Consider the following 26,224-nt stretch of genomic DNA (forward strand, 5'->3'; position numbering starts at 1 on the left):
ATTCAAGTGCTGAATTACCGGGACCCCTGCAAGCTGCCGTTTTCTCAGGAAAAAATCTCAGGTTTCCCATCAATAAATGCAAAATAAACCTCTGTTTCACTTAAGTATTTCGCTTTGCCGTTTGTTCCCTCGGTAATTTCCCCTTTCAGATCCAGAAGTTCATCACCCGGAACTAATGCTTTGACTATTACAATATCCGTATATTCCGAATCCAGGACAGCGATCTTTCTCTGCCCCAGTAAATACTGTATCCTGCCGATACCATTATAATCTGTTTTAATCTCCAGAATCCACCCATGCTGCTTCGTAATGACAATGCTTTCCCGCAGTCCTTCCTGGACCGCTTTTGAATAAGCCCGTACAAGTCCTCCCGTTCCTAACAGCGTGCCTCCAAAATATCTGGTCACAACTACAACTGCATTGTGGATTTCTTCTCCCAGCAAAACATCCAGCATAGGTTTGCCGGCAGTTCCGCCGGGTTCCCCATCATCGCTGCATCTTTGTATTTCCTGATTTTCCCCTAGAACGAATGCAAAACAATTGTGTGAAGCATTCCAGTATTTCTTTTTCATTTCCGCAATAAATTCCAATGCCTCTTCTTCATTGATGACAGGCTGAACCGTGGCGATAAACCGGGACTTTTTTTCACTGATTTCTCCCTCGCCGCCCAAATAGACTATTTTCAGATTTTTCATAACTGATCATCCTTTTCTTAATGTAACGCCCTCTTTTTTTATTTGTGTCCGTTTTTTCACAAATTTCAGCTAAAAGGGGATGTATACAAATTTCTCTTTGCGTACATTATAAGATAAGAAGCCCATTTTCACAATCTATATATTTTATGAAGTACTTAAAAAAAAATGAACTTGTTACTTCACCCTTTATTTCATCTGCTTTATTTGTTATAATACATAGACCAGTGGAATTTCTGTAAGTCTATGGATCCAATTCCGCTGTTTGCAAGTATTAAGGAGGCCGTGCCTATGAATTATGGAAAAAAAGAAATTTCCAAAAAACAAAAAGAACAGACTTCTGCGAAGGTGGGCAAAAAAATTGGCTTCACTTTTGTTAAAGTATTGCTAATATGTTTCGTTGCCCTGATCGTTGGTGGGACATGCATTGGGTTTGGTCTGATCAATGGACTGATAAAAAATGCGCCTGATATTTCCGGTATGAGCGTAGCACCTACCCAGGCGGCAACTTACATTTATGATACCGATGGAAATCCCATCCAGAAGCTGACTGCATCGGATTCTAACCGAACTCCGGTTACTATTGATAAAATACCCATTGACCTGCAGCACGCCGTAGTTGCAGTAGAAGATGAACGTTTCTATGAACATAACGGTATTGATGTCCGCGGAATTATCCGTGCGTTTGTTGTAGGCGTCAGCAGCGGGAACTTTTCCGAAGGCGCCAGTACCATTACCCAGCAGCTTTTAAAGAACAATGTATTTCCCGACTGGGTCAGCGAATCTTCCCTTGCGGAGCGATTCAAGCGTAAATTCCAGGAGCAGTACCTGGCACTGCAGCTGGAAAAAAGCCTTACAAAAGATCAGATTTTGGAAGATTATCTGAATACCATTAACCTGGGAGCAGGTGCGTATGGCGTTCAGGCTGCCGCTCATCGCTACTTCAACAAGGATGTATCGGAGCTTACCCTTTCTGAAAGTACTGTTATCGCAGGTATTACCCAGAATCCTTCCGGTTACAATCCAATCCTTTATCCGGAAGAGAATGCAAAAAGACGTGTTAAAGTATTAAACCATATGCTTGATCAGGGGTACATTGATCAGACACAATATGATGAAGCTCTGAATGATGATGTCTATTCCAGAATCCAGGAAACCGATGTGGAAACCGGCGAGACATCAATCTACAGTTATTATGAAGATGCTTTGATCGACCAGGCTATGGACGACCTGATGGAAATCAAAGGCTACACCCAGAATCAGGCTTATAAAGCTCTGTATTCCGGCGGTTTAAAAGTATTTTCCAACCAGGACAAAAATATTCAGCAGATTTGTGATGAAGAATTTGCGAATCCTGCTAATTTCCCATCCGGAACTTTAATCGGCCTGGACTATGCTTTGACTCTGGAATCCGCTGACGGAGAGGCATCTTTCTATGACAGCGAGAGTATGAGAGTGTATTTTGAAGCACAGGATGCATCCTTTAATATGATGTTTCCTGATTCCGATACCGCGAATTCCTATGCTGCCCAGTATAAGCAGGCTGTTATGAAATCCGGCGATACGGTGCTCTCAGAACGTATCTCACTGATTCCACAGCCCCAGGCATCCGTGGTAATTATTGATCAGAGTACCGGCTATGTAAAAGCCATCGTAGGCGGACGTGGTAACAAGGAAGCCAGCCTGACATTAAACCGTGCTACTTCTACCAGAAGACAGCCGGGATCTACTTTTAAGCCGATTACCGTGTATGGTCCTGCAATTGACCGTGCAGGCATGACACTTTCCACCGTTTATGATAACGCACCTTATAATTATACCAACGGGCCGGAAGTCCGGAACTGGGACAGCGATTATGGATACAGCGGTTTAGAAACGATCCGCTCCGCCATTACCAAGTCCATCAACGTCATAGCCGTAAAATGTCTGACGGATATATCTCCTCAGACCGGTATAGATTATGCCGAGAAATTTGGTATCACAACACTTTATAACCATGATGTATATAGTAACGGAGATGTCCTGACGGATGCTAACCAGCCATTGGCTTTGGGTGGTGTACGGGACGGTGTTGTGAATCTGGAACTTACGGGTGCATACGCCGCCATTGCTAATAAAGGCCAGTATATCGAGCCGAAATTTTATTCTAAGATTGAGGATCTGAACGGAAATATCGTCATTGATAACACCACGCCTGTCAGCTCCAGTGCAGTTAAGCAATCCACTGCGTTCCTGCTGACAAGTGCCATGGAAGATGTTATTAAAAAACCGGAAGGTACTGCATATGGAACCATTAATCTGGGTGATATGCCGGTAGCCGGCAAATCAGGTACCACGGATGATACAAAGGATATCTGGTTTGAAGGTTATACACCCTATTATACCTGCGGTATCTGGGGCGGCTATGACAATAATGTAGCCCTTCCTGACGGAGATATTTACCACTCCTACAGCAAGGTACTCTGGAACGCTATTATGCAGAGGATTCACCAGGATCTTCCTGTAAAAGAATTTGAACAGCCGGAGGATATTGTAACCGCTTCGGTTTGTAAAAAATCCGGCAAGCTTGCAATACCGGGTGTCTGCAGTGCAGATCCAAGAGGCTCTCAGGTATACACTGAATACTATGTAAGAGGTACACAGCCGGTAGCTGAATGTGATGTACACGTAGCTGTCAAGATCTGTTCTAAGACCGGACTGAAAGCAACCAGCACCTGTGAACCTGTAACCAAGGTCTTCGTTCAAAGACCGACCGGAAGCGAAGGAACTACCGACGATTCTGCTTATGCACCACCAGGCGGCACCTGCAGCGGACACACCATACTGGACAAATTATCTGATCTGCTAAAAGGAGATAAAGATAAAAACAAAAAAGAATCTGAGACTTCACCGGACGGAGAAGAAAACAAACCACAGAATCCGGAAGATGCCAATAAACCATCGTACCCCGGAACCAACACTCCGGATGATACAACCGGTGAGGGCAATGGAGAAGGAACAGGAAACGGTACGGGCAATGGAACTACACCTCCGGGTGATCAAAACCAGGGAAACGGAGGCCAGACCACACCGCCTTCCTATCCGGGGGGGAATACCAATGGCGACGGAGTAATTGATGCTCCACCGCAATAAAACCATTGTATACAGTAAAAAACGGAGAAGAAATCTAAATAATAAGATTTCTTCTCCATTTTTTTATTACAGTATATCCTCTTTATTTTCGAAATTGACTGCGGTATTCCTTTGGCGACATCCCCACCATATTTTTAAACATCTTTGAAAAATAGGAAAAATTATCATATCCTGCTTTTATGGAAATCAGATTCACCGGTTCTTCCGTCTTTTCCAAATATTCCTTAGCCAGTCTGATTCTCTGATTTGCCAGATATACACCGATGGGTTCCCCTACCTCTTTTTTAAAAATTCTAGCCAGATAGTCCGGATTCAAATATACTTTTTCTGCTAACGATTCTCTGGTTATTTCCTGATCAGGATTTTCATCAATAAATCTTTTCACCTTTTCTACTACTGAATTAGACTGCTGCTTTTCATTCAGAAGCCTGGCGGCCTCCCCCACCATCTTTTCAATAAATATTTTACATTCCTTTACGGAATGTATGGCATCCTTTAAGTTATGTATACGGTATCCAGCTTCTTCCAATTCTTCCGTGCTGATACCTTCTTTTTGATAAGCAAGGCGGAATGTATGGGCGAAATCCAGTGTGAATCTGGAGAGTATCTCTTTATTTGCAGATTTTCTTTTTACAAGGTTGTCTAAATACTCATTCACAACAGGCATGATAGAACTGCTCTCCTGCATGAGGCTCTCCCAGATCTGCCAATTGGGCGGCTGATAATCTGCTTCTTTATACACAAAGTCCTGCTGCATTACCACCTGTCCTTCCCCGTCTGCACAGTGATCCAGCATCTGTGCCACATCTGCAAAGCTTTCCTGTATTTGAAGTATTCTGCAGACATTTCCCACTGCAAAACAACAATTTGACCGAAAATGCCTTGTAATATTTTCGATCAGGTTTTTCCCTTTTTCCCCTATTTTGTAAAGTGCATCTTCTCCCATGGTTTTAATCACTACAATGCAGGAAGATTCCGTATGGGAAAGCACACATTCTACATGTGTATCCGGAGTGTCAAACAACTCTTCTAACACATTTTTCATAGACCATACCAGCATTCCCATACCCAGATCATTATAAGCCCATTCATAATCGTAAAGCTGGCAGACTGCTACTACAAACCGGACTGAATCTTCATAGCGAAGCATATAACGCTCCAGTGCAGCTTCCAGATCCTTTTGGCCTGGGATCTGCTGCTCCAGCATCAGCCCCCGAAAGAAAGATTCCTTCCGGCTCTTTTCTGTCTGGTTCCAGTGATCATAGTATCTGCGGTAATCCAGCCGCTCCAGTTCCTCCTGCTCTGCCGCTGCTGCCTTTCTCAAAAGCTCCTCAAGTTCTCCATAATCAATTGGTTTTAGCGTATAAGCAAAACACCCCAGCTTCACCGCCTGTCTTGCGTATTCAAACTCCGCATAGCTGGTGAGAAGGATATCCTTTATCACAAGATCCTGCTGCCGTATCCACGAGATCAGTTCCAGTCCATTTTCACGTGGCATTTCAATATCGGAAACCACCAGATGAATCGGTACATCCAGTATGATCTTTTTTGCATTTCTAACACTCTGGGCAGTATAGACATTTTCAATCTGAAGTTGTTTCCAGTCCAGGGTATTTTTAACGGCTTCCAATACATAGGCGTCATCATCTACAAGTAATAAGTTCATCCTTTTCCTCCTCGTTCCAAATAAATGGCATATACAGCCGAACCCCTGCTCCCTGATCCTCTTTGTTGTAGAACTCTGCTTCTGCTTCATTTCCAAAGAAAAGCCCCAGACGTTTAATCACATTCATAACCCCTATCTGTTTGCCATCATGGGAGATATCTTCTTTCCGGTTCAATTTTTCCATGATATCCGCCTGAAATCCTTCTCCGTTATCTTCCACAATCAATTCCAGCTTATACTTACCATGTATTTTTACTCTGCGTACAATCACCAGAATTTTCGTTTCGTAATCAAAGGTCATAGCATGTTTGATTGTATTTTCTACAAAGGTCTGCAGTATCAGGGGTGGTATTTTTGCATCCAAAACACTTTCTTCTACATGGATGTCGGAACGGAATCCTCCTTTATAACGAATTTCCTGAATTTTAAGATATCTCCTGGTGTGTTCAAGTTCCTCACCCAAACATACCATGTTTTCATTACTCTTAAAAATATACCTTAAATATGCGGATACATTTTTGGATAACTCCTGTATTTCTTTGTCTTTTCCCATCTGTGCCATATTGTAGATAATGTTCAGACAATTCAAGTAAAAATGCGGTTCAATTTGAAGCGTCAGGAAATCCATTTTGATTTTTTGCTGTTCTAACGTCTTTTCGTAGATATTAATTTTCAGATTCTTAATCCGGCTTACCAGGTTGGCAAGCATCTCACTTGCCTTTCCAAGTTCGTTAATCTGGTAATGAGTAGCTACCGAGTAACCCTCGTCTTCGTTCAGGCGGTCAATGTTCTCTGTAAATGTCTGAATCGGATGTACCAATGTCCGATACAAGAAGTAAAGGAATATCAGTAAAAAAAGTCCGAGAATTGTAATTGACATGCCTGCAACAAACTGAAATTTCAAGAGATTCATTACATTCTGTTCATGAATCACCAGTGTGAAGTCATAATCTTCCGTGCCGGGACGCCGGATCACCGTATACCCTTTTAATAGGCTTACGCTCACTTCATCATCTGAAACCCCCGACAGATCAATACGATCCTCTTTCAGCTTTTCACTTCCGCTGTATACTACATTTTCCTTTGAGGTGACGGCGATATAATAATCCTCTCCAAAAGCATTGTTATCAACAGAGCGCAGCAGCTGGTTTAACTGCATCCAGGAAAACATATACATGTCATTATTCCTGCGCACATATATCAGGTAAGTTTCCCCATCTAAATCGTGCATGAGCCACCTGCCCTTTTCTGCTTCTTCTATGGCAAATTTAAGCAGCTTTCCTCCGGCCTTTCTCCAATTATCATAGGCAGAATCCGTAGCACATCCATTTACCATAATCTCCCCTTTTTGAAGATATACCGCATAGTTTACAAGATGATCACTCTGTACGCTCCATTTGCTTAACTGCTTCTTCACACTTCTTTGCAGCAGTATGGATTCCCGTTCGTCTGTGACACTAGCCAGCCTTTCCAGCTCGATATCATATCCAAGCTCTGTGGCTACATTTTCTTTTATTGTATCCATGGTATTCTGAATCCACTGAATCTGGCTGTCCAGAACCTGAATTCTTCCGTCACGGCTGTATTTTGAAACCGTATAGGAGGCATACATACTAAGTCCGACATTAATAATTACCATTAGAATAAGCAGCAAAGAAAACCACTTCAGTAACCTGACAAAATCATATTTCCGAAATTTCTCCTCCATAGTACGCTTTTCTTTTGATAACATATTGCCGGTCCCCCCATTACGATCTTCTGAACTTCCGCCAACAGATGGCTGCCTTGCCTATATCATTCGTTTGTTTTAGTTTAACCTTTGACAGCCCCTACCGCAATACCTTTTGCAAAATACTTCTGCAGGAATGGGAAAATACAAAGAATGGGAAGCACGCCGATAAATGCGATTGCCATACGCATAGATGCGCTTGGCATATTACTCATATCCACCTGAGCCCCCGCATTGGGGTTCTGGGCAAGATACTGGATATCTGTAATCATTTTATTTAACAGACTCTGTATCCCCCACAGGCTTCTCTTATCCCGGATATAATACAGCGCATTGGTCCAGTCATTCCAATAGGTCAGAGCGGAAAAGAGTCCCATAGATACCAGAATCGGTTTTCCAAGAGGCAGAACAATAGTTTTAAAAATCCGAAAATGCCCGGCTCCATCAATGTTGGCTGCTTCGTAAAGTGCCGATGGAATACTGTTTGTAAAAAATGTCCGAATCATAATAACATTCATAGCGCTGACCAGGAATTGGGGAACAACCAGTCCGGCAAAAGTATCTTTGATATGTAAATAAGTGGTATACATCAGATACGTGGGAACCAGACCTCCATTAAACAGCATGGTAAAAAATACAAAAAAGGAGATCAGCCGTTTAAATGGCAGATTCTGGAGGGACAAACCATAAGCCAGCATAGATGAAAGCAAAATATTTAACCCCGTCCCCACTACCGTGATGAGAATGGTCATCATGTACGCTCTTCCAATCTCTCCCGAGCTTTGAATTAAATATTCATAAGCGGATGTACTTAATACCTTTGGAAAGAAAGAGTATCCATTTGCAATCAGCGTATTTTCTTCCGTTATAGAACCGATAAACAGCAGTATAAACGGCAGAATCATCATTAGCGCCAAAGCAGTTAAAAAAATATGTACAAAGACCATTGCAGTCTTTTGTGATTTACTTATTATCATAATCTATGACTCTCCTTTCCTAAAAAAGTGCGTTATCTGGGCTGATCTTTTTCACGATCAGATTAGATACCATGACCAGAATAAATCCTACACAGGATTGATAAAATCCGGCTGCCGAAGACATACCAACATCCCCCAGAGTCAAGAGCCCCCTATATACATAGGTATCTATGGTTTGTGTGGTGGCATATAACATCCCGGAGTTCATGGGCACCTGATAGAACAGGCTGAAATCCGAATAAAAAATTCTTCCTATGTTCAGCAGCGTTAATGTTATAATAGAAGGAACCAGTGCCGGAAGTGTTACATAAAAAATCTGCTTTAATTTTCCTGCACCGTCAAGAGCTGCCGCTTCGTAATAGGAACTGTCAATTCCTGCAATAGCAGCGATATAAATAAGGGTTCCATAGCCCACGCCCTTCCAGCAGTTCACAACCACCAGAATTACCGGCCAATACTTTGCCTCTGCATACCAGTTTACAGGCTCCATGCCAAATGCCGGAAGTATAGTATTATTCAGCATTCCATTGTCTCCGCTAAACAGAGCGTATACAATATAGGAAACGATTACATAGGACATCAAAAATGGCAGCAATACCGAACTTTGATAAATCGTCTTCCCCTTTTTAGACCGGATTTCACTTATGAGAACCGCAATCAGAATCCCCATCAGGGTATTTACAATGATAAAAGCGAAATTATACAACAGCGTATTTCTGGTTATGGTCCACGCATCACTTGTATTAAATAAAAACTTAAAATTATCCAGCCCGCACCAGGGACTTTGAAAAATCCCTGTGGAAAAATTCACCTTTTTGAATGCAATTACCAATCCCAGCATCGGAAGATAATTATTAATCAATAGATAAATCAGTGCGGGCGCCATCATGATAAATACCGGCAGCCACTTTCTGAATTGTACTCTTTTGCTCTTTTTACGCCCTGCTGCTGCAATGGCTGCCGTACCTTGTTCTGTACCATTTACCTTCCGAAATGCCATAAAGTTCTCCTTCCTACTTTTGCGCTGCCAGCCATTCATCCAACTGTTTCTGCTTCTCATCTATTACAGTCTGCAGCCCCGCTTTGTAAAGCGCATCATTAAACTGCCCGATTGCCGCTTCCGGCTCCAGTGACCCCGTTCCAATGGCGTCATAAAATTGGTTCTTTGCATTTGTCAATGCAGTTAATTCCCCTGCCACATTGGTAGAATCATAGGTAAATCCCAGCGCCTTTGATCTGGATGCCTTCTGGATTAATTCATTTTGTGTATCCCATTTTGATGGATCTTCCCCTTCCCAGACATAGGCAATTGTCTGATTCGGAAGTTCCCAGCCAATATTCAAACCATATTTCTTATTGGATGCATCAACACCTTCCGGATAAGTGATGATCCCCTTTTCCTTATCCACAAATTGATAATGTTCTCCTTCAATACCCCAGTTCAGCAAATTCATAATCTCGGGACTTCCATAGATATAGTCCAGACACTGGAACGCCTTATCCGGATTCTTTGAATTCCGTGCAATTCCCCAGGTATTAAAGTTCACACTGTAACTTGTGATATATGGATCACCAAATAACGAGGCAGAACTTAAATCATAACCCGTTGACAATTCATCCTGTTCCTCGGCACCTGCTTTGAGGGGTGTAAAATAGGAAAATGCCGTTCCGGCCTTTACCTGATTTACCAGTATTTCGGTAGTAGTGGCACCGTCCTTGGAAATGTATCCCGCCTGATTCCAGTCATATAATTTCTTTGCAAATGTTTTAAATTCCTCTGTCTCATAGAGGTTCACAACATCCGTAGACTGCCCTTTATCCATCAGCGTTCCAAATCCATCTGTGAGAAAATCTGCCGTTTCCCATCTGAATAACGGAGTTCCTGCCTGTGTACTTGCAAGCATAGTCATATCCGGATGCTTTTCCTTTACCGCTGCAAAAATCTTGTCCAAATCATCCACGCTTTTGATATCCTCTGCCTTGAATCCGGATTCCTCTAAAAGATCCGTTCTCATCATTATTCCTTCCCAGGTGATCTGTTCCCGCATAGTCGTTACCCCATACGTAAAATCACCGATCCGGGGCGATTTCAGGAAATCTGCATCCACATATTTCTTCATGTTGGTACCATATTTTTCAATATAATCCGTCAAGTCCAGCACCTGTCCATTACTTACATACCCCGCTGCATTGGTTACAATTATTGGAACAATATCCAAAGCTTCGTCTCCGGATAGCATCAGGGACAATTCATTGGTATAAGTCCCCCAGGAACAAGGTACCAGATCCAGCTCCATGTTGATATCCTTTTTCAATATTTCATTCACTTTCTCCAGAACTGCAGGCTCTGCTTCTTCATAAGCATCGCCGATATATGCCATGGTAACCTTATAAGTTTCTTCGCTTTTTGAATCCGCCGCTGCAGCTGTACTTTCTTTGCCGTTACCACTACTGCTTCCCTCAGTGTTTCCGCCGCATCCGGATATCATACCTGCTGCCAGTGCAGTGCACAGTACTCCCGCCATAACTTTTTTAAACTTCATATCATAATCCTCCTTTTCCTCCGTTAATGTTTTATTTGATACGGGTATTATAGAATAGCAGGATTTTTATTTCTACAACTATAAGGACTTTGTACTGTTACAATTCGGACTATCCATCCGACTATCTGTAAATTCTCCTTTCCCTCTTGACTTTCCCCCGCGCGGCACCCCTTATTCTATACTTACCAAACAAATTTATTTTCCAGAAAGGTATCTGATATGAAAAAAATAATTTCTGATTTTACCCCCGGCGGCGGAAAACACTGTATCACAAATGCTCTAAAACAAATTTTCAATTACTATGGACATCCGATGTCAGAAGAAATGCTTCTTGGTCTGGGTTGCGGCATATCGTTTTGTTATCTGAACCAGGCATCCTCCCCCATGATTAACGGACGTATCAAACCTTTTGTCTTTGAAGAAATTCTGGCTAACAGGCTGAATATAACCATCCGCTGCCGTCAGCAAAAGGATTATATGAAAGCATTTGCATCCGCCAGGAATTCCATCGACCAGAACCATCCCGTTTTCATCTATGTTGATATGCCCTACTTAAAATATTTAAACCTGGATGAGGACTATCATTTTGGCGCCCATGCTGTTGTATTATTCGGATATAACGATGATCAGAAGATATTCTATATCAGCGATCGTGACAGCAGCCATCATCCAATCCGTACTCCCAAAGGCAGCATTGCCCGGGATTACCACCTGGTATCTTATGAAGAAACAGAAAATGCACGTTCCAGCCATCATCGCCCGTTTCCTGCACATAACAAATATCTGGAATTTGATTTCTCCCACATCCGTCCCGTTTCAAAGGAAATGATACTGGACGCTATACAGGAAAATTGCCTTAGTATGCGAAATGCGCCTGCCCATCTCCTTGGACTGAATGGAATTAAAAAGTTTTCGAAAGAAGTTTTGAAATGGAAAAATTTTGATTTAGAAAAAAGAAAAAGATCCGGTAGTACGAATTATTTTATGATTCACGCCGACGGCGGTACCGGTGGTGGAATTTTCCGAAGTATGTATGGGGATTTTTTAATCGAAGCTGCTGACGTTACTGGCTTAGAAAATTTAAAAGATATCGGTGTACGCTTTTTAGCCGTGGCTGATCAATGGGATACTGTGGCTGATGCGATGTGGGCCCTGTCCGAAACCGGAGATACTGATCTTCTGGCAGGCATATCTGTCAAAGTTGAATACATCCATACTCAGGAAACAGAACTTTTTCAGGAACTTCTGGATTTGAAAAGACCACAGCACCTCTGATATATGCCCGGTCAGGCAGGATAAGATTCCTGCCTGTGCATGTTTTAGAGGAATGTGGTCTATTTCTATTATGAATCCTTTTACTGTATGCCTCTGTAAGTATGCCTACAGGATCATCTTAGCTGCGCCGAAGATCCCTGCATCATTACCCAGCTCCGCCAGTGCAAACACAGCATCTTTACAGGCACTGAAAGCATATGTATTATAGTATTTACGAATATAATCCAGTAAAATATCTCCGGCTTTTGAAACGCCTCCGCCAATAACGAAGACTTCCGGATCTACCACACCTGCGATTACAGACAGGGCACTGCCCAGATATTTACCAAAACTTTCTGCTATTTCCATTGCTACTTTATCTTCTGCTTTCACAGCATCAAATACTGTTTTAGCTGATACTTCTCCATCACGAAGTACAGACGGCTCTGCATCAGCAGCCAGACGTGCATTGGCTAATCTGACAATACCGGTTGCGGATGCTACCTGTTCCAGACAGCCTTTGTTACCGCAGTTGCATGCTTCTTCCATACTGTCTTCCACATGAACATGGCCGATCTCTCCGCCTGCTCCATGAGAACCCGTAACGATCTGTCCATTAATAATGATTCCGCCGCCAACACCCGTACCAAGAGTTACCATAACTACATTATGATATCCGGCGCCGCCGCCTTTCCACATCTCTCCAAGAGCCGCTACATTGGCATCGTTTCCGGCTTTTACAGGAAGACCAATCAGCTTTTCCATCTGTTCCACGAGATTTACATAGCCCCAGTGAAGATTTACTGCACACAGGATATCACCTGCTTCGTTAACCGGTCCCGGTACGCCGATACCAACGCCTGCGATATCTTCTCTTTCCAGCTGCTTTTCTAATATTTTATTATTGATAGCGCCTGCCACATCCGGAATAATATTAATTCCGTTATTCTCTGTTCTTGTTTTAATTTCCCATTTGTCAAGAACTTCCCCTTTCACGTCAAAGAGACCGCATTTTACGGATGTACCGCCAATATCAATTCCAAAACAATATTTCTTCATAATTCTTTATTCTCCTTCTGGACCGCGTCTTTTTGCAAGACTATTCTGTACGCGGTTATATAATTCCTGCGCAGCATTATAACCCATCTTTTTCTGTCTGTGGTTAACTGCAGCAGATTCTACGATAACAGCCAGGTTTCTGCCCGGACGGATCGGCAATGAATGGCAAACCACCTGATTTCCAAGGAACTCTGTATATTCCTCTTCCAATCCCAGTCTGTCATATTCTTTTTCTCTGTCCCATTCTTCCAGTTTAATTACCAGATCGATAGACTGTGTATTCTTAACACTTTCCACACCAAACAGTGTTTTCACATCAATGATTCCTATACCGCGGAGTTCGATGAAATGCCTGGTTATATCCGGTGCAGAACCAATTATTGTTTCGTCACTGACTTTACGGATCTCAACAACGTCATCCGAAACAAGCCGGTGCCCTCTCTTAATCAGCTCCAATGCAGCCTCACTCTTACCAATACCGCTTTCGCCCATAATCAGGACCCCTTCACCATAAACGTCCACCAGAACGCCGTGTATGGAAATACAGGGAGCCAGTTCCACATTCAGCCAGCGGATAATCTCAGCCATAAAAGAGGATGTAGTCTTCCTGGTAGTGAAAATAGGAACATTATATTTATTCGCCAGTTCCATCATATCTGCATCCGGCTCTGTCCTTGTGGTGTATACGATACATGGTATCTTACTGGAAATAAACTGCTCATATATCGGAAGCTTCTTTTCTCTGTCTAAATGTTCCAGATAGGTGTATTCCACATATCCGATAATCTGTACGCGATCAGAATCAAAATGATCAAAATATCCCGTCAGCTGCAATGCAGGACGGTTAATATCCGGGAGGGTAATCTTAATAGCAGACATATCCACATCCGGAGTCATATTCTTTAAATCCAGTTTCTCAACCAACTTGCTTAAAGCTACACTTGCCATATCTCTTCTCCTTCAAAATTTAATTAATATGTTAATATTATCATAATTATGCCCGAACATCAATGAAAGAAATCATACACTTTTTTTGCACTATTTGCATTCATGGACGGCGCCTTGGCAAGTTCCTCTTCGGAAGCATCCCTAATGGCTTCCAGAGACTTAAATGTCCGCATCAATGCCTTTCTCCTGGCAGGCCCGATTCCATCAATATCATCCAGAATAGAATGTACCTGCTGCTTGCTTCTAAGGGACCTGTGATATTCAATGGCAAAACGATGTGCCTCGTCCTGAATTCTGGTAATCAGACGAAAACCTTCCGAAGACTTTTCAATTGGTATTTCTACATTATTAAAAAATAATCCTCTGGTTCTGTGATTATCATCTTTGACCATACCGCAGACCGGAATGTTCATTTTCAGATTATCCATAACCCTCAGCGCTACATTGACCTGGCCCTTACCGCCGTCCATCATGATCAGATCCGGAAATCTGCTGAAACTGCTGAATTCTTTCTCCTGTTTCGCTTCCTCAAGCTCAGCAAGACCATGGCTGAATCTTCTGGTCAGCACTTCTTCCATGCTGGCATAATCATCCGGTCCCTTTACCGATTGGATCTTAAACTTACGGTAATCGCTTCGTTTTGGTTTACCCTTTTCGTATACAATCATGGATCCTACCGATTCAAATCCACTGATATTGGAAATATCAAACGCTTCCACACGCACTACATTCTCAAGCCCCAGCAGGCCTGCAATCTCTTTCATGGCGCCAATGGTTCGTCCTTCTTCCCGTTTGATTTTTTCTTTATCCTGGCTTAAAACCAATTCTGCGTTTCTGGCCGCCAATTCTACCAGTTTTTCTTTCGTGCCTTTTTTGGGAACTTTGATATGTACCCTCTGTCCTCTTTTCTTAGAAAGCCACTGTTCAATAACCTCGCAGTCTTCCACTTCTTCCTGGATCATCAGTTCCTTGGGAATAAATGGTGTCCCTGCATAAAACTGCTTGATAAAACTGTCTAAAACCATTCCTTTTGTATCGTGGGGAGCTACTCTCAGATAGAAGTGGTCCCTTCCAATCAGCCTGCCCGACCGTACAAAAAACACCTGTACCACAGCATCCGTATCATCGGAAGCCATTGCAATAATATCCTTATCTTCCCCATCACTCATGGTGATCTTCTGCTTTTGGGCAATCTGTTTCACGCTGTTCAGAAGCTCTCTCTGTTCGATTGCCGCTTCAAAATCCATTCGTTCAGAAGCATCCTGCATCCTCTGCTCCAGCATTTTAATTACCGGATCATAATTTCCGTCCAGAAAAGCAATAGCTTCATTCACCTGATTACGGTATTCCTCTTTGGTAACATAGCCCTGACAGGGGGCGTTGCACTGTTTAATATGGTAATTCAGACAGGGTCTCTCATTCCCGATGTCCCTTGGCAGGCTTCTGTTGCAGGTACGCAGCTTATACAGCTTGTTAATCAGCTCAATCGTATCCTTAATCGCTCCGGCACTGGTATAAGGTCCGAAATATTTGCATTTGTCCTTTTTCATAATCCGTGCAAATAAAACCCTGGGATATTCCTCCTGTACCGTAACCTTAATAAATGGATAGGACTTATCATCTTTTAACATGGTATTGTACTTTGGTCTGTGTTCCTTAATCAGATTACATTCCAAAACCAGCGCTTCCAGCTCCGAATCTGTAATGATGTATTCGAAGCGGCGGATCTTTGTCACCATCTGTTCGATTTTAGCACCCTTATTTCTGCTGCTTTGAAAATACTGCCGTACCCGGTTCTTGAGACTGATTGCCTTTCCTACATAGATTATGGCATCCTTTGCATCATGCATAATATATACACCCGGCTTCGCCGGTAGTTTCTTAAGTTCCTCCTGGATATCAAACAACGATACCACCTCCCTTTCTAAAAAAATACAGCAAATCTGTTATTCACAAATTTACTGTATTTTATCTTGTCTTTTAAAGAATTTATTCACACACAGTGTTGTTATCGGGATTCTTATCCACAGTATCCACATTTTCAGACTGCTTTTGTATCTGCTGCACATTATCACCAGAAACCGATGCATCAATTTCTGCAGCTTTTACCTGATGATTACTTTCCGCTTCCAACTGAGGCTGGCTGGCACCTTCAACAGCTCCTGCCGCAGAACCTTCCAAGGCCGCCTTATCTTCTGCTTCCACTTCGTGGAAAATCTTCATAAACTCTTTACCGGTAATGGTTTCCTTTTCAATGAGGAATGCAGCAATCTTATCCAGTGCTATTCTATGTTTGCTGAGAAGTCTCTTCGCCTCTACATAAGCATCTTTGAGCACTTTCATAACTTCACGGTCAACCTCGGCTGCCGTTCTGTCGCTGCAATTTAACATTGTTCTGCCTTCCAGATACTGATTCTCAGGACTTTCAATTCCCATCATTCCAAAAGTTTCCGACATACCATACTGTGTAATCATCGCTCTGGTAAGCTTGGTAGCCTGCTCAATATCATTTGCGGCTCCGGTTGTTACACTGTTAAATACCAGTTCTTCTGCTGCACGCCCTGCCACAAATTCAATAATCTTTGCGCGGATCTCACCTTCTGAATTCAGGAATTTTTCTTCTTCCGGAACATTCATGACATATCCAAGTGCTCCCATTGTTCTTGGCACAATAGTTATCTTCTGCACCGGCTCAGAATCCTTCTGAAGCGCACTTACCAATGCATGACCTACTTCGTGGTAGGAAACAATTCTTCGCTCTTCTTTGCTCAGGATCTTGTTCTTCTTTTCCTTACCCACTAATACAACTTCTACAGACTCAAATAAATCAGACTGGGAAACTACATTTCTGCCCTTCTTAACTGCCAGAATTGCTGCCTCATTAATCATATTTGCCAGATCGGAACCAACAGCTCCTGAAGTAGCAAGTGCAATAGCTTCCAAATCTACGGTGTCATCCAGAAGAACATTTTTGGAATGTACTTTCAGAATATCCACACGGCCTTTCAGATCCGGCTTATCTACAACTACACGTCTGTCAAAACGACCGGGACGCAGAAGCGCCTGATCCAGAACTTCCGGACGGTTTGTAGCTGCCAGAATCAGTAATCCCTTCGAGGTATCAAAACCATCCATCTCAGCAAGCAGCTGGTTCAAGGTCTGCTCACGTTCGTCATTTCCACCGCCATAACGGCTGTCACGGCTCTTACCGATTGCATCAATTTCATCAATAAAAATAATACATGGCGCATTCTTTTTCGCCTCTTCAAATAAATCACGGACACGTGATGCACCGACACCTACGAACATTTCCACAAAATCAGAACCGGATAATGAGAAGAACGGAGCATGTGCTTCTCCTGCAACTGCCTTTGCCAGAAGTGTTTTACCTGTTCCAGGAGGTCCTACTAAAAGAGCACCCTTTGGAAGCTTGGCACCAATCTTCGTGTATTTTCCTGGATTTTCAAGAAAATCAACGACTTCCTGCAAGGACTCCTTGGCTTCATCCTGTCCTGCCACATCCCGGAATGTGACTCCTGTTTCTTTCTGCACATATACTTTAGCCTTGCTCTTGCCAACACCGCCCATCATGCCGCCGCCCTTGGACATTTTTCTCAGGAAAAATCCAAGTACAACCCAGATCAGAATCAGCGGGATCGCAATGCTTAAAATATTATAGAGAATTGCAGATGTCATGTCCGGAATCGCTCCATTAAAGTCCACACCTGCTGCAATTAATTTTTCGGTCAGGTTCGGGTCGGGTACAACGCCGGTATAATACGTCATCGTCACCCCTGGGAATGGCTGTTCCTTAGGAGTAATAACAATCTTACTGGACTGTATGTCAACCTTTTTGACTTCTTTCTTCTCTACCATTTCCATAAATTTGTTATATGTGATTTCTTTTTCGGTAGAATTCTTCAGCATATTATTGAAAATACTCATACCGACCAGGGCTATCAGTGTTACTACTAAAAATATCATGATCGTCTGCCCATTTTTAGACGGCTTGCCATTATTATTATTGGATCCGTTATTCGGTCCATTTCCTGGCTGTTGATTATTATCCATCATCTTCCTCCTCGTGATACGTCCTCTCTATTATAAAGATACTTCACCCAGAAATCAATATCGAGTTTGTGAAAAAGCCTCCATAATTCTTAAACTTTTATAAAAATCCTCAAAAAATGACTGGCATAACTCTGATACTTTGTAGTATACTAATTCAGTAAAGAATCATACCATAAAATTTAGGATCGGTGAACCAATGAAAATAGGATTTGATAACGAGAAATACTTACAGATGCAATCTGAGCATATCAGAAAAAGAATCAGCCAGTTTGGCAACAAACTCTATCTGGAATTCGGTGGAAAACTTTTTGATGACTTTCACGCAGCCAGAGTTCTTCCAGGATTTGCACCGGACAGTAAACTGCGTATGCTGATGCAGCTCTCCGACCAGGCAGAAATTGTAATCGTCATCAGCGCCGGTGACATAGAGAAGAATAAAGTCCGGGGTGATCTTGGGATCACTTATGATACAGACGTTCTCCGTCTGATCGACGCATTCGAAGAAAAAGGGCTCTACGTAGGTAGTGTTGTCATTACACAGTATTCCGGTCAGAACAGCGCGCAGCTCTTTAAAACCAGACTGGAAAAATTAGGACGTAAAGTGTATGTCCACTATGCCATCGAAGGCTATCCAAGCAATATACCATTAATCGTCAGCGATAACGGATATGGTAAAAATGAATATATTGAAACAACGAGACCGCTGGTCGTGATCACAGCACCCGGTCCCGGAAGCGGAAAAATGGCAACCTGCCTTTCCCAGCTCTACCACGAGCAAAAACATGGCATTCGTGCCGGTTATGCCAAATTTGAAACCTTCCCGATCTGGAATATCCCCCTGAAACATCCTGTAAATCTGGCTTATGAAGCAGCAACAGCCGATTTAAATGATGTAAATATGATTGACCCGTTCCATCTGGAAGCATACGATGAAAAAGCTGTAAATTATAACCGTGATGTTGAGATCTTTCCGGTCTTAGGTGCTATTTTCGAGCGTATTTTTGGGGAATGCCCTTATAAATCCCCTACGGATATGGGTGTTAATATGGCTGGAAATTGTATCTTCGATGACGAAGCCTGCAAAGAAGCCTCTAACCAGGAGATCCTTCGCCGCTATTATTATGCACTGAACGGACTTGCGGAAGGTACAAAGCAGGAAGAAGAAGTATTTAAAATCGAACTGATCATGAAACAGGCTCATCTGACCGCAGCGAACCGTAAGGTGGTACAGATTGCACTGGACCGCGCAGAAGCTACAGGCGCCCCTGCTGCTGCCCTGGAACTGGCTGATGGCAGAATGGTTACCGGAAAAACTTCTGACCTTTTGGGAGCATCCGCAGCCCTTCTTCTAAATGCATTGAAGGAACTTGCCGGCATCGACCATAAAGCCCATGTTATTTCACCGGAAGCCATTGAACCTATCCAGACTCTGAAGACTGCATATCTGGGCAGCAAAAACCCAAGGCTCCATACGGATGAAATACTGATCGCACTTTCCATTTCTGCTGCTACCAGTGAAAATGCCAAGCTTGCACTGGAACAGCTTCCCAAGCTTTCCGGATGTCAGGCCCATACTTCCGTTATGCTGTCTATGGTAGATATAAAGCAGTTTAAACGTCTTTCCGTCCAGCTGACTTCTGAACCTGTATATGAGGACAAGCGTATTTATCACTAAATTACAATTAAAATTGCTTTTGGCAGGCTGTATGTCACATTATTATTTGTTACCTTTTTATAAAACCCGGTAATTAACTTTATGACATTAAACAAATATCTGCGCCAAATAAATGAATCTTTGTTTATTTGGCGCAAATTTTATTTTTTTGTAAAAAACACTGTATTTATTAACTCTGAAGGTGTATAATTCTTTCGTTATTTTTTGACCAGCACGAGAGTGTGTTTGAGAAAACAGGAGGAAATTTATGCCAGTAAAGTATGTATTTGTAACAGGCGGAGTAGTATCAGGCTTGGGAAAAGGCATCACTGCCGCTTCACTCGGCCGCTTACTGAAGGCCCGGGGATACAAGGTAACCATGCAGAAGTTCGACCCTTACATCAATATTGACCCCGGAACTATGAATCCTATCCAGCACGGCGAAGTATTTGTTACAGATGACGGTGCCGAAACGGATTTGGATTTAGGACACTATGAGCGGTTCATTGACGAAAGCCTTGATAAGAATTCCAATGTAACCACCGGTAAAATTTACTGGTCCGTACTGCAAAAAGAACGTCGCGGTGATTTCGGCGGAGGTACTGTACAGGTCATCCCCCACATCACAAACGAGATTAAGAACCGTTTTTACCGGAATTTTACATCCGATGAAACAAGAATTGCCATTATTGAAGTCGGCGGTACGGTCGGAGATATCGAAAGCCAGCCTTTCCTGGAATCCATCCGTCAGTTCCAGCATGACGTAGGCCGGGAAAACGCAATTCTGATTCACGTAACTTTAATCCCTTACCTGAAAGCTTCGGGAGAAATGAAAACCAAACCCACCCAGGCAAGTGTAAAAGAATTACAGGGTATGGGTATTCGCCCGGATATCATTGTCTGCCGTTCCGAACTGCCGTTGGAACAAGGCATCAAAGACAAAATCGCACTTTTCTGTAACGTCCCTAATCATCACGTCCTGCAAAATCTGGATGTGGAATATCTGTATGAAGCACCTCTTGCAATGGAGCAGGAGCATCTGGCCCAGGTGGCATGTGAATGTCTGAATCTGGAATGCCCAAAGCCCAATCTGGAAGACTGGGAAGACATGGTAAATGCTCTGCGACATCCAACCAAAGTAGTAGAAATTGCTCTTGTCGGTAAATATATCCAACTCCATGACGCCTATATCAGTGTTGTAGAAGCCCTTAAACATGGTGGTATCGCCAGCCGCGCCACAGTTAATATACGCTGGATTGATTCAGAATTATTAAATGAGAACAATATTTCAGATCTCCTTGGAGATGTGGATGGTATTCTGGTTCCCGGAGGTTTCGGCAACCGGGGAATTGAAGGAAAAATTATGGCGATTGCATATGCCAGAACACATGAGATCCCTTTCCTTGGGCTCTGTCTGGGCATGCAGCTTGCCATAGTTGAATTTGCCAGAAATGTGGTTGGTTTCCATGATGCACACAGCATCGAACTGGATGCTTCCACTACCCATCCCGTGATTTCCCTGATGCCGGACCAGGATGGTATTGAAGACATCGGGGGCACTTTAAGACTTGGTTCTTATCCCTGTATCCTGGACAAGTCATCGAAAGCATTTGAGCTATATGGTGAAGAAACTATACAGGAACGCCACCGACACCGTTATGAGGTGAATAACGACTACCGTAAGGCATTGACCGACAATGGCTTAACCCTTTCCGGAATCTCACCCGACGGCCGCATTGTGGAAATGGTTGAAATCAAAGATCATCCGTTCTTCATCGCCACCCAGGCACATCCGGAGTTGAAGTCACGTCCAAACAGGCCGCATCCGCTCTTTCGCGGATTGGTTGAGGCTGCTTTGCGCTATCAAAAATAAGCAAAACAGCGTCTATATAAATTTCTGTAACGCACAGATCTGTTTGGATTCCTAGCATATAAAGATGTATTATCACGATTATCCCTGTCTGGAACTACATTTATATAGGTAGAAAAAGCCGCACAGCAATTTCGGTCCGCACCCACTAGTTAAACTCTCTGGTCTGACTAACGGGTGCAGTTCCCTTTGCTGAAGCGGCTTTTTCTATGATCTGTTTGTACGTATTCTGCTTACTTTATTGTAATTCTCTTGGATGCAGAGTATGCACCATAAACCTTCTCTCCTCTTTCCATGTATCCACGGATACGGAATCTGTATGAGGTTCTTTTTTTCAGTTTGGTTTTCGTGTAAGCTGTATTTTTACCAGGTTTTGTGGAAATTTTCTTATATTTTCCATTTCCTGTCTTCATGAAAATTTCAATCTTATCTGCCTTAAACTTATTCCAGGATAATTTCACTTTCTTTCCTGACTGTTTCAGGGATATGGTCGGTTTTACAGGTTGTGTTGCTGTAATCATAGATTTAGAAGCAGAACCGCTGCCAGCTTTGTTTACAGCAGTTACACGGTATTTATATTTTGTCGCAGCCTTATTCTTTTTGTCTACATAAGAAGTTTTCTTGGTGGTTGCAATTTTCTCCCACTTTTTCTTCGAATAGTTATAACTGCTGACAATATATGATTTTGCTCCTGTTTCCTTCTTCCATGATATTTTAATGCTGTTTGTTGTCTGTTTCGATGCTTTTACACCAGTTACTTTTCCAGGTTCCATCAGCTTCCATTTTGCTTTCAGGGTCACATCGCCCTTACAGATATCCGTTGATTTTACCTGTGTATTTCCCAGATACCAGCCAAGGAATTTGTAGCTTCCTTTTTTCGGTGTAGGCAGGTTACCATAAGGTTTGCCTTCCTGTACTTTGATTTCTGCCGGTAAAACGTATCCGCCATCTGTATCAAAGATAACAGTGTACTCTTTCACTTCCGGATCCGGTGTTGGTTTCGGTGCTTCTGTAACAATTACGGTGCAGGATGAGGACTTCTGTCCATCTACAGTTGTTGCTGTAATATTAGCTGTTCCTGCTGCTTTCGCCGTTACAACACCTTCATTACTCACACTTGCCACTGCTTCATTGTCCGTAGCCCACACTACTGCTTTATTTGTTGCATTTTCCGGTGTATATCCTACTCTTAAGGTAGCCTTCGTTCCGGTCTGCATTGCTGCACTGGATGGGTTTATCTTAATGGATTCAACCGGTATCTGCTTCGGTATTACATTTACCGTACAGGTAGCTGTCTTATTTCCATCCGCTGTAGTAACAATGATTTCTGCGATGCCTTCTTTTAATGCTGTGATCTTACCCTTGTCAACACTTGCAACTGTTTTGTTGTTTGAATCCCAGGTAACATTTTTATTGGTTGCGTTTTCCGGCTGAACGCTTTCTTTAATGACAGCTGTTTTGCCTACTTCAATATTAATTGCTTGTTTATCAAGGGTTACACCAGTTACTTTTATGATTTCCGGTTCTGGTTCACTCTTTACAGTTACTTCACATGTTGCTGTGAATCCGCCTTCTTCTGTGGTTACTGTAATCGTAGCTTTACCATCTGCAACTGCTGTAACTATACCGCCATCTACAGTAGCAACAGCTTCATTGTTTGATGTCCAGGAAACGTTTTGATTCGTTGCATTTGCTGGTTGAACAGCTGCTGTTAGTGTTGCTGTTTCTTTTAGCTTCATTTGCAGTGCTTCAGGCAATAATGTTACCCCTGTAACTGCTATATCTTTTCTTGATACGGTTACTTTACAGATTGCTGTTTTGTTGTTACTTTCTGTGGTAACTGTAATATTTGCAGTACCTTCTTTTATTGCGGTTACGACTCCTGCCTGGGAAACGGTCGCCACTGCTTCATTATCAGAACTCCAGCTTACATTCTGATTTGTTGCATTTGAAGGTGTAATTGTATGAGTTAATTTTTTTGTTCCTTCTTCTATTAATGATAATTCTGCCGGCTCAACACTGACACTTTCTACTTCTACAATTTCAGGTTCTCCGTTTTCTACTGTAATTGTAGCGGTATCACGTATGGTATCATTTTCTGCTGATGTGACTGTAATTGTAGCAGTTCCTTCTGCCACACCGGTTACAACACCACCTGCTACCGTTGCTACGCCTTCATTATCAGAAGTCCAGATCATATTCTGGTTAGATGCATTTTCCGGCTGTATTTCCCCGGTTAAAGTTACACTTGCTCCTGTTTTAACAGTTGCATCTTTTGGTGATACGGTAATAGAGCTCACCGGAATCACTACTTTTTCCGTAACGGTTACTGCACATTGTGCCGTTTTGTTTCCATCTGCTGTGGTTACGGTGATAGTCGCATTTCCTGGTTTCAGTGCATTCACTACACCATTAACTACAGTTGCCACTTCTTCATCACTTGATGACCAGGTAACATTTTTATTTGTTGCATTAGACGGGATTACCGCTGCTGTTAATGTTGCTGTGGTTTCTTCTACTAATGTAACTTCTTCCGGTGTCAGTCTGACTCCGGTTACTGCTGTCGGGTCTGTGACTGTCTGACCTGTTTCATATAAGTAGAATTCTGCTGCTGAAATAAAGTCATTTGCTGGTGTACCTGCTGTCTTTGTTGCCCTGATTTGAATTCTTTTTGCACTTACAGGTGTAAACTTAGCTATTTTTTTGTTTACATTATTAGCCCATTCACCACTTCCGCCTTCTATTTTCTGGAAATCATCTCCATCTTCTGTCGTGCTATAATACAAATCATAACCCAATATTCTTCCATTTTCTTGTGAACGAGTTACGTATTCTAATTTGTTGATTTGATATAATTTGTCTAGTGTTATTGTAAAAGTGTTATTTACACCATTTTCAATATCTGGCATTGGTTCATGTGTATAAGCAGTATGCCATATAGTACTTTCATTTCCATCAACCGCATTAGAAGCTGGACCATCGGAAGCTCCAGGTGTATCACTTTGCTGGCTGTCAGCTACTGCCGTCATTTTATTGGATGCTATCTTGTTGGATGTTTCTTCCCATAAAGCAGTTAACGTAACATCACTCTTCTCAATACGATACTTAGAACCTGCAGCATATGTGGTTTCTCCGTCACTCCATCCTGCAAAAGTCATACCGTCAATTGTAATACCGCATTCCGGCAATGTAATCGCGCTGCCTTCATATTCTGTAATAGACTCCGGAAGATTTCCTTCTCCTTCTTTATTACTTTCAAAAGTAATGGTGTGCTGGTCGCCTAATACCTGGAATGCATCAAATTCTAATTTCGTTCCTGTACTGGCTGGATTCCTGGTTCCTGTTCCCACCAATTTAATGGTATGTTTCGTATCCTCAAGACCTGCTTTTTCATAAACCATCTGTTGCTTCAGGCCTTGTGGTGTCGGATCGTAGAAGTCAATAGAATCTGCTTTTACTCCGTCAATGTAAACGTCCATGATTCCCCAGGTGGCATTCTTAGTTGCATACACGCGGATACCTTTACCCGAGAATACAAAGGAAATTGTATCATCTGCACTGCTGGTTTCTACAAAATGAATTCCACCGCCGTAATGCGCAGCATCCTTATATATAGTCCATCTGGAACTATATTCAATTCTGGAATCCGTATCATCTACCATTCCTCTTACCGTAATATCCAGTGCACTGACGGTTTCCGAATACAGACTTTCCACACCATTTTCTACAGAGGTTATTTTATATCGAACCTTCGTAATATCTTTTACCGCTGTTTTATCTGTATAGTTTGCTTTTGTCAGACCTTCTGCGACTTTTTCATAAGAACCATCTTCTTTACGATATACATTGTAAGTTGCAGTTTCGGAAGCTGCTTTATCCCAGGTTAATTCTACCCCTGCTGCTCCGGTATAAACTGCTTCCAGATTTTCCGGTCCCTTTGCAAGTTCCGGGAAATTAGTAATGGTATATGTTTCACCCTGTGTTGATACAAACTGGATTCTGTCTCTGGACAATTTTGTAAATTCTACTTGCTTACCCTTAGAATCCACTACATTTGCCTGGCTGATTCCAGTATACTGTACCGCACAATCTCCACCATTCTTTGACAGGATCTTCACACTGGTTGCTTTTCCATCTTCCCAGTTAATATCTGTCTCAAAGTTTCCTCTTGCTACAATTCCTTTTACTGATCCGCTGGACCATGCATCCGGAAGTGCAGGAAGTACATTGATGTAACCCATATTACTCTGCATTAACATTTCATTAACGCCGGAGGTATAACCAAAGTTACCATCGATCTGGAAAGGAGCATGGGAATCAAAAAGGTTTGGATTGATACCATCGTTGAACAGTGTCTTCACTAAATCATAAGCACTGTTTCCCTGTCCTGTTCTTGCCCAGGAATTGATACGCTGACCCATTCCCCATCCGGTACTCTTCATACCACGGTCTTTTAAGGAAACGATTGCTGCATCCATATACTGATCATTGTCTACGGAAATCAAATCTCCCGGGAACAGTCCCAGTAAATGTGACATATGGCGATGTCCTCTTTCACCAATGCTTCCCAGGGTAGTTTCATCGTACCATTCTTTAATCTGTCCGCTTTCACCGATTTCGATTGGTGCT

General features: G+C 42.5%; 15 protein-coding genes. 4 read left to right on the forward strand and 11 right to left on the reverse strand.

Going from position 1 to position 26,224, the window contains the following annotated elements; translation table 11 throughout:
• Positions 1–44 precede the first annotated feature (44 nt).
• Complete coding sequence (locus tag RHS_RS16660) at positions 45–695, reverse strand: YigZ family protein (protein ID WP_047833819.1); 651 nt, start codon at positions 693–695, stop codon at positions 45–47.
• A gap of 288 nt (positions 696–983) precedes the next feature.
• Here RHS_RS16660 and RHS_RS16665 point away from each other — a divergent pair, with 288 nt between their 5' ends.
• Entirely contained in the window at positions 984–3,824 is a 2,841-nt protein-coding gene (locus RHS_RS16665; RefSeq protein ID WP_395022710.1) for a transglycosylase domain-containing protein, read from the forward strand.
• A gap of 82 nt (positions 3,825–3,906) precedes the next feature.
• Here RHS_RS16665 and RHS_RS16670 read toward each other — a convergent pair whose 3' ends face one another.
• The 5 genes from RHS_RS16670 to RHS_RS16690 form a co-directional block, all read right to left on the reverse strand.
• Positions 3,907–5,490 carry a helix-turn-helix domain-containing protein gene (locus RHS_RS16670; RefSeq protein WP_047833820.1) on the reverse strand — a complete coding sequence of 528 codons (1,584 nt, stop codon included), beginning with the start codon at positions 5,488–5,490 and terminating at the stop codon, positions 3,907–3,909.
• Positions 5,468–7,222 carry a sensor histidine kinase gene (locus RHS_RS16675; RefSeq protein ID WP_047833821.1) on the reverse strand — a complete coding sequence of 585 codons (1,755 nt, stop codon included), beginning with the start codon at positions 7,220–7,222 and terminating at the stop codon, positions 5,468–5,470. Before RHS_RS16675 ends, RHS_RS16670 begins: the two co-directional genes overlap by 23 nt.
• A gap of 80 nt (positions 7,223–7,302) precedes the next feature.
• Positions 7,303–8,196 (reverse strand): carbohydrate ABC transporter permease, encoded by an 894-nt coding sequence (locus tag RHS_RS16680; protein WP_027293259.1) that lies wholly within the window; start codon positions 8,194–8,196, stop codon positions 7,303–7,305.
• 19 nt (positions 8,197–8,215) lie between these two features.
• The gene (locus tag RHS_RS16685; RefSeq protein WP_044289842.1) at positions 8,216–9,085 is read right to left on the reverse strand and encodes an ABC transporter permease subunit; all 870 of its coding nucleotides are present in this window, start codon (positions 9,083–9,085) and stop codon (positions 8,216–8,218) included.
• Between the two features lie 124 nt (positions 9,086–9,209).
• Positions 9,210–10,739 carry an ABC transporter substrate-binding protein gene (locus tag RHS_RS16690; protein WP_027293257.1) on the reverse strand — a complete coding sequence of 510 codons (1,530 nt, stop codon included), beginning with the start codon at positions 10,737–10,739 and terminating at the stop codon, positions 9,210–9,212.
• 219 nt (positions 10,740–10,958) lie between these two features.
• Here RHS_RS16690 and RHS_RS16695 point away from each other — a divergent pair, with 219 nt between their 5' ends.
• A complete protein-coding gene (locus RHS_RS16695; RefSeq protein WP_047833822.1) occupies positions 10,959–12,014 on the forward strand; it encodes a BtrH N-terminal domain-containing protein in 1,056 nt (351 codons plus the stop codon).
• Positions 12,015–12,119: 105 nt separating this feature from the next.
• Here the strand turns inward: RHS_RS16695 and RHS_RS16700 are convergent, their stop codons facing one another.
• The 4 genes from RHS_RS16700 to ftsH form a co-directional block, all read right to left on the reverse strand.
• Positions 12,120–13,052 (reverse strand): ROK family glucokinase, encoded by a 933-nt coding sequence (locus RHS_RS16700; RefSeq protein ID WP_044293240.1) that lies wholly within the window; start codon positions 13,050–13,052, stop codon positions 12,120–12,122.
• A 6-nt stretch (positions 13,053–13,058) separates the two neighbouring features.
• Positions 13,059–14,000: an HPr(Ser) kinase/phosphatase gene (hprK, locus tag RHS_RS16705; protein WP_027293254.1), complete on the reverse strand. Its 942-nt coding sequence runs from the start codon at positions 13,998–14,000 to the stop codon at positions 13,059–13,061.
• 59 nt (positions 14,001–14,059) lie between these two features.
• Positions 14,060–15,907, reverse strand: a complete 1,848-nt coding sequence (gene uvrC, locus RHS_RS16710) for an excinuclease ABC subunit UvrC (RefSeq protein ID WP_027293253.1) — start codon at positions 15,905–15,907, stop codon at positions 14,060–14,062.
• A gap of 82 nt (positions 15,908–15,989) precedes the next feature.
• Positions 15,990–18,071 carry an ATP-dependent zinc metalloprotease FtsH gene (gene ftsH, locus RHS_RS16715; protein WP_081998763.1) on the reverse strand — a complete coding sequence of 694 codons (2,082 nt, stop codon included), beginning with the start codon at positions 18,069–18,071 and terminating at the stop codon, positions 15,990–15,992.
• Positions 18,072–18,267: 196 nt separating this feature from the next.
• On the opposite strand from ftsH, the gene RHS_RS16720 reads away from it, so the two are divergent.
• Entirely contained in the window at positions 18,268–19,746 is a 1,479-nt protein-coding gene (locus RHS_RS16720) for a DUF1846 domain-containing protein (protein ID WP_027293252.1), read from the forward strand.
• Between the two features lie 247 nt (positions 19,747–19,993).
• Positions 19,994–21,598: a CTP synthase gene (locus RHS_RS16725; RefSeq protein WP_044293241.1), complete on the forward strand. Its 1,605-nt coding sequence runs from the start codon at positions 19,994–19,996 to the stop codon at positions 21,596–21,598.
• A gap of 230 nt (positions 21,599–21,828) precedes the next feature.
• On the opposite strand, the gene RHS_RS31220 is transcribed toward RHS_RS16725, so the two are convergent.
• A complete protein-coding gene (locus tag RHS_RS31220; RefSeq protein ID WP_395022717.1) occupies positions 21,829–26,217 on the reverse strand; it encodes an Ig-like domain-containing protein in 4,389 nt (1,462 codons plus the stop codon).
• Positions 26,218–26,224 lie beyond the last annotated feature (7 nt).

Source organism: Robinsoniella sp. RHS, assembly GCF_001029355.1.
GTDB lineage: Bacteria > Bacillota > Clostridia > Lachnospirales > Lachnospiraceae > Robinsoniella > Robinsoniella peoriensis.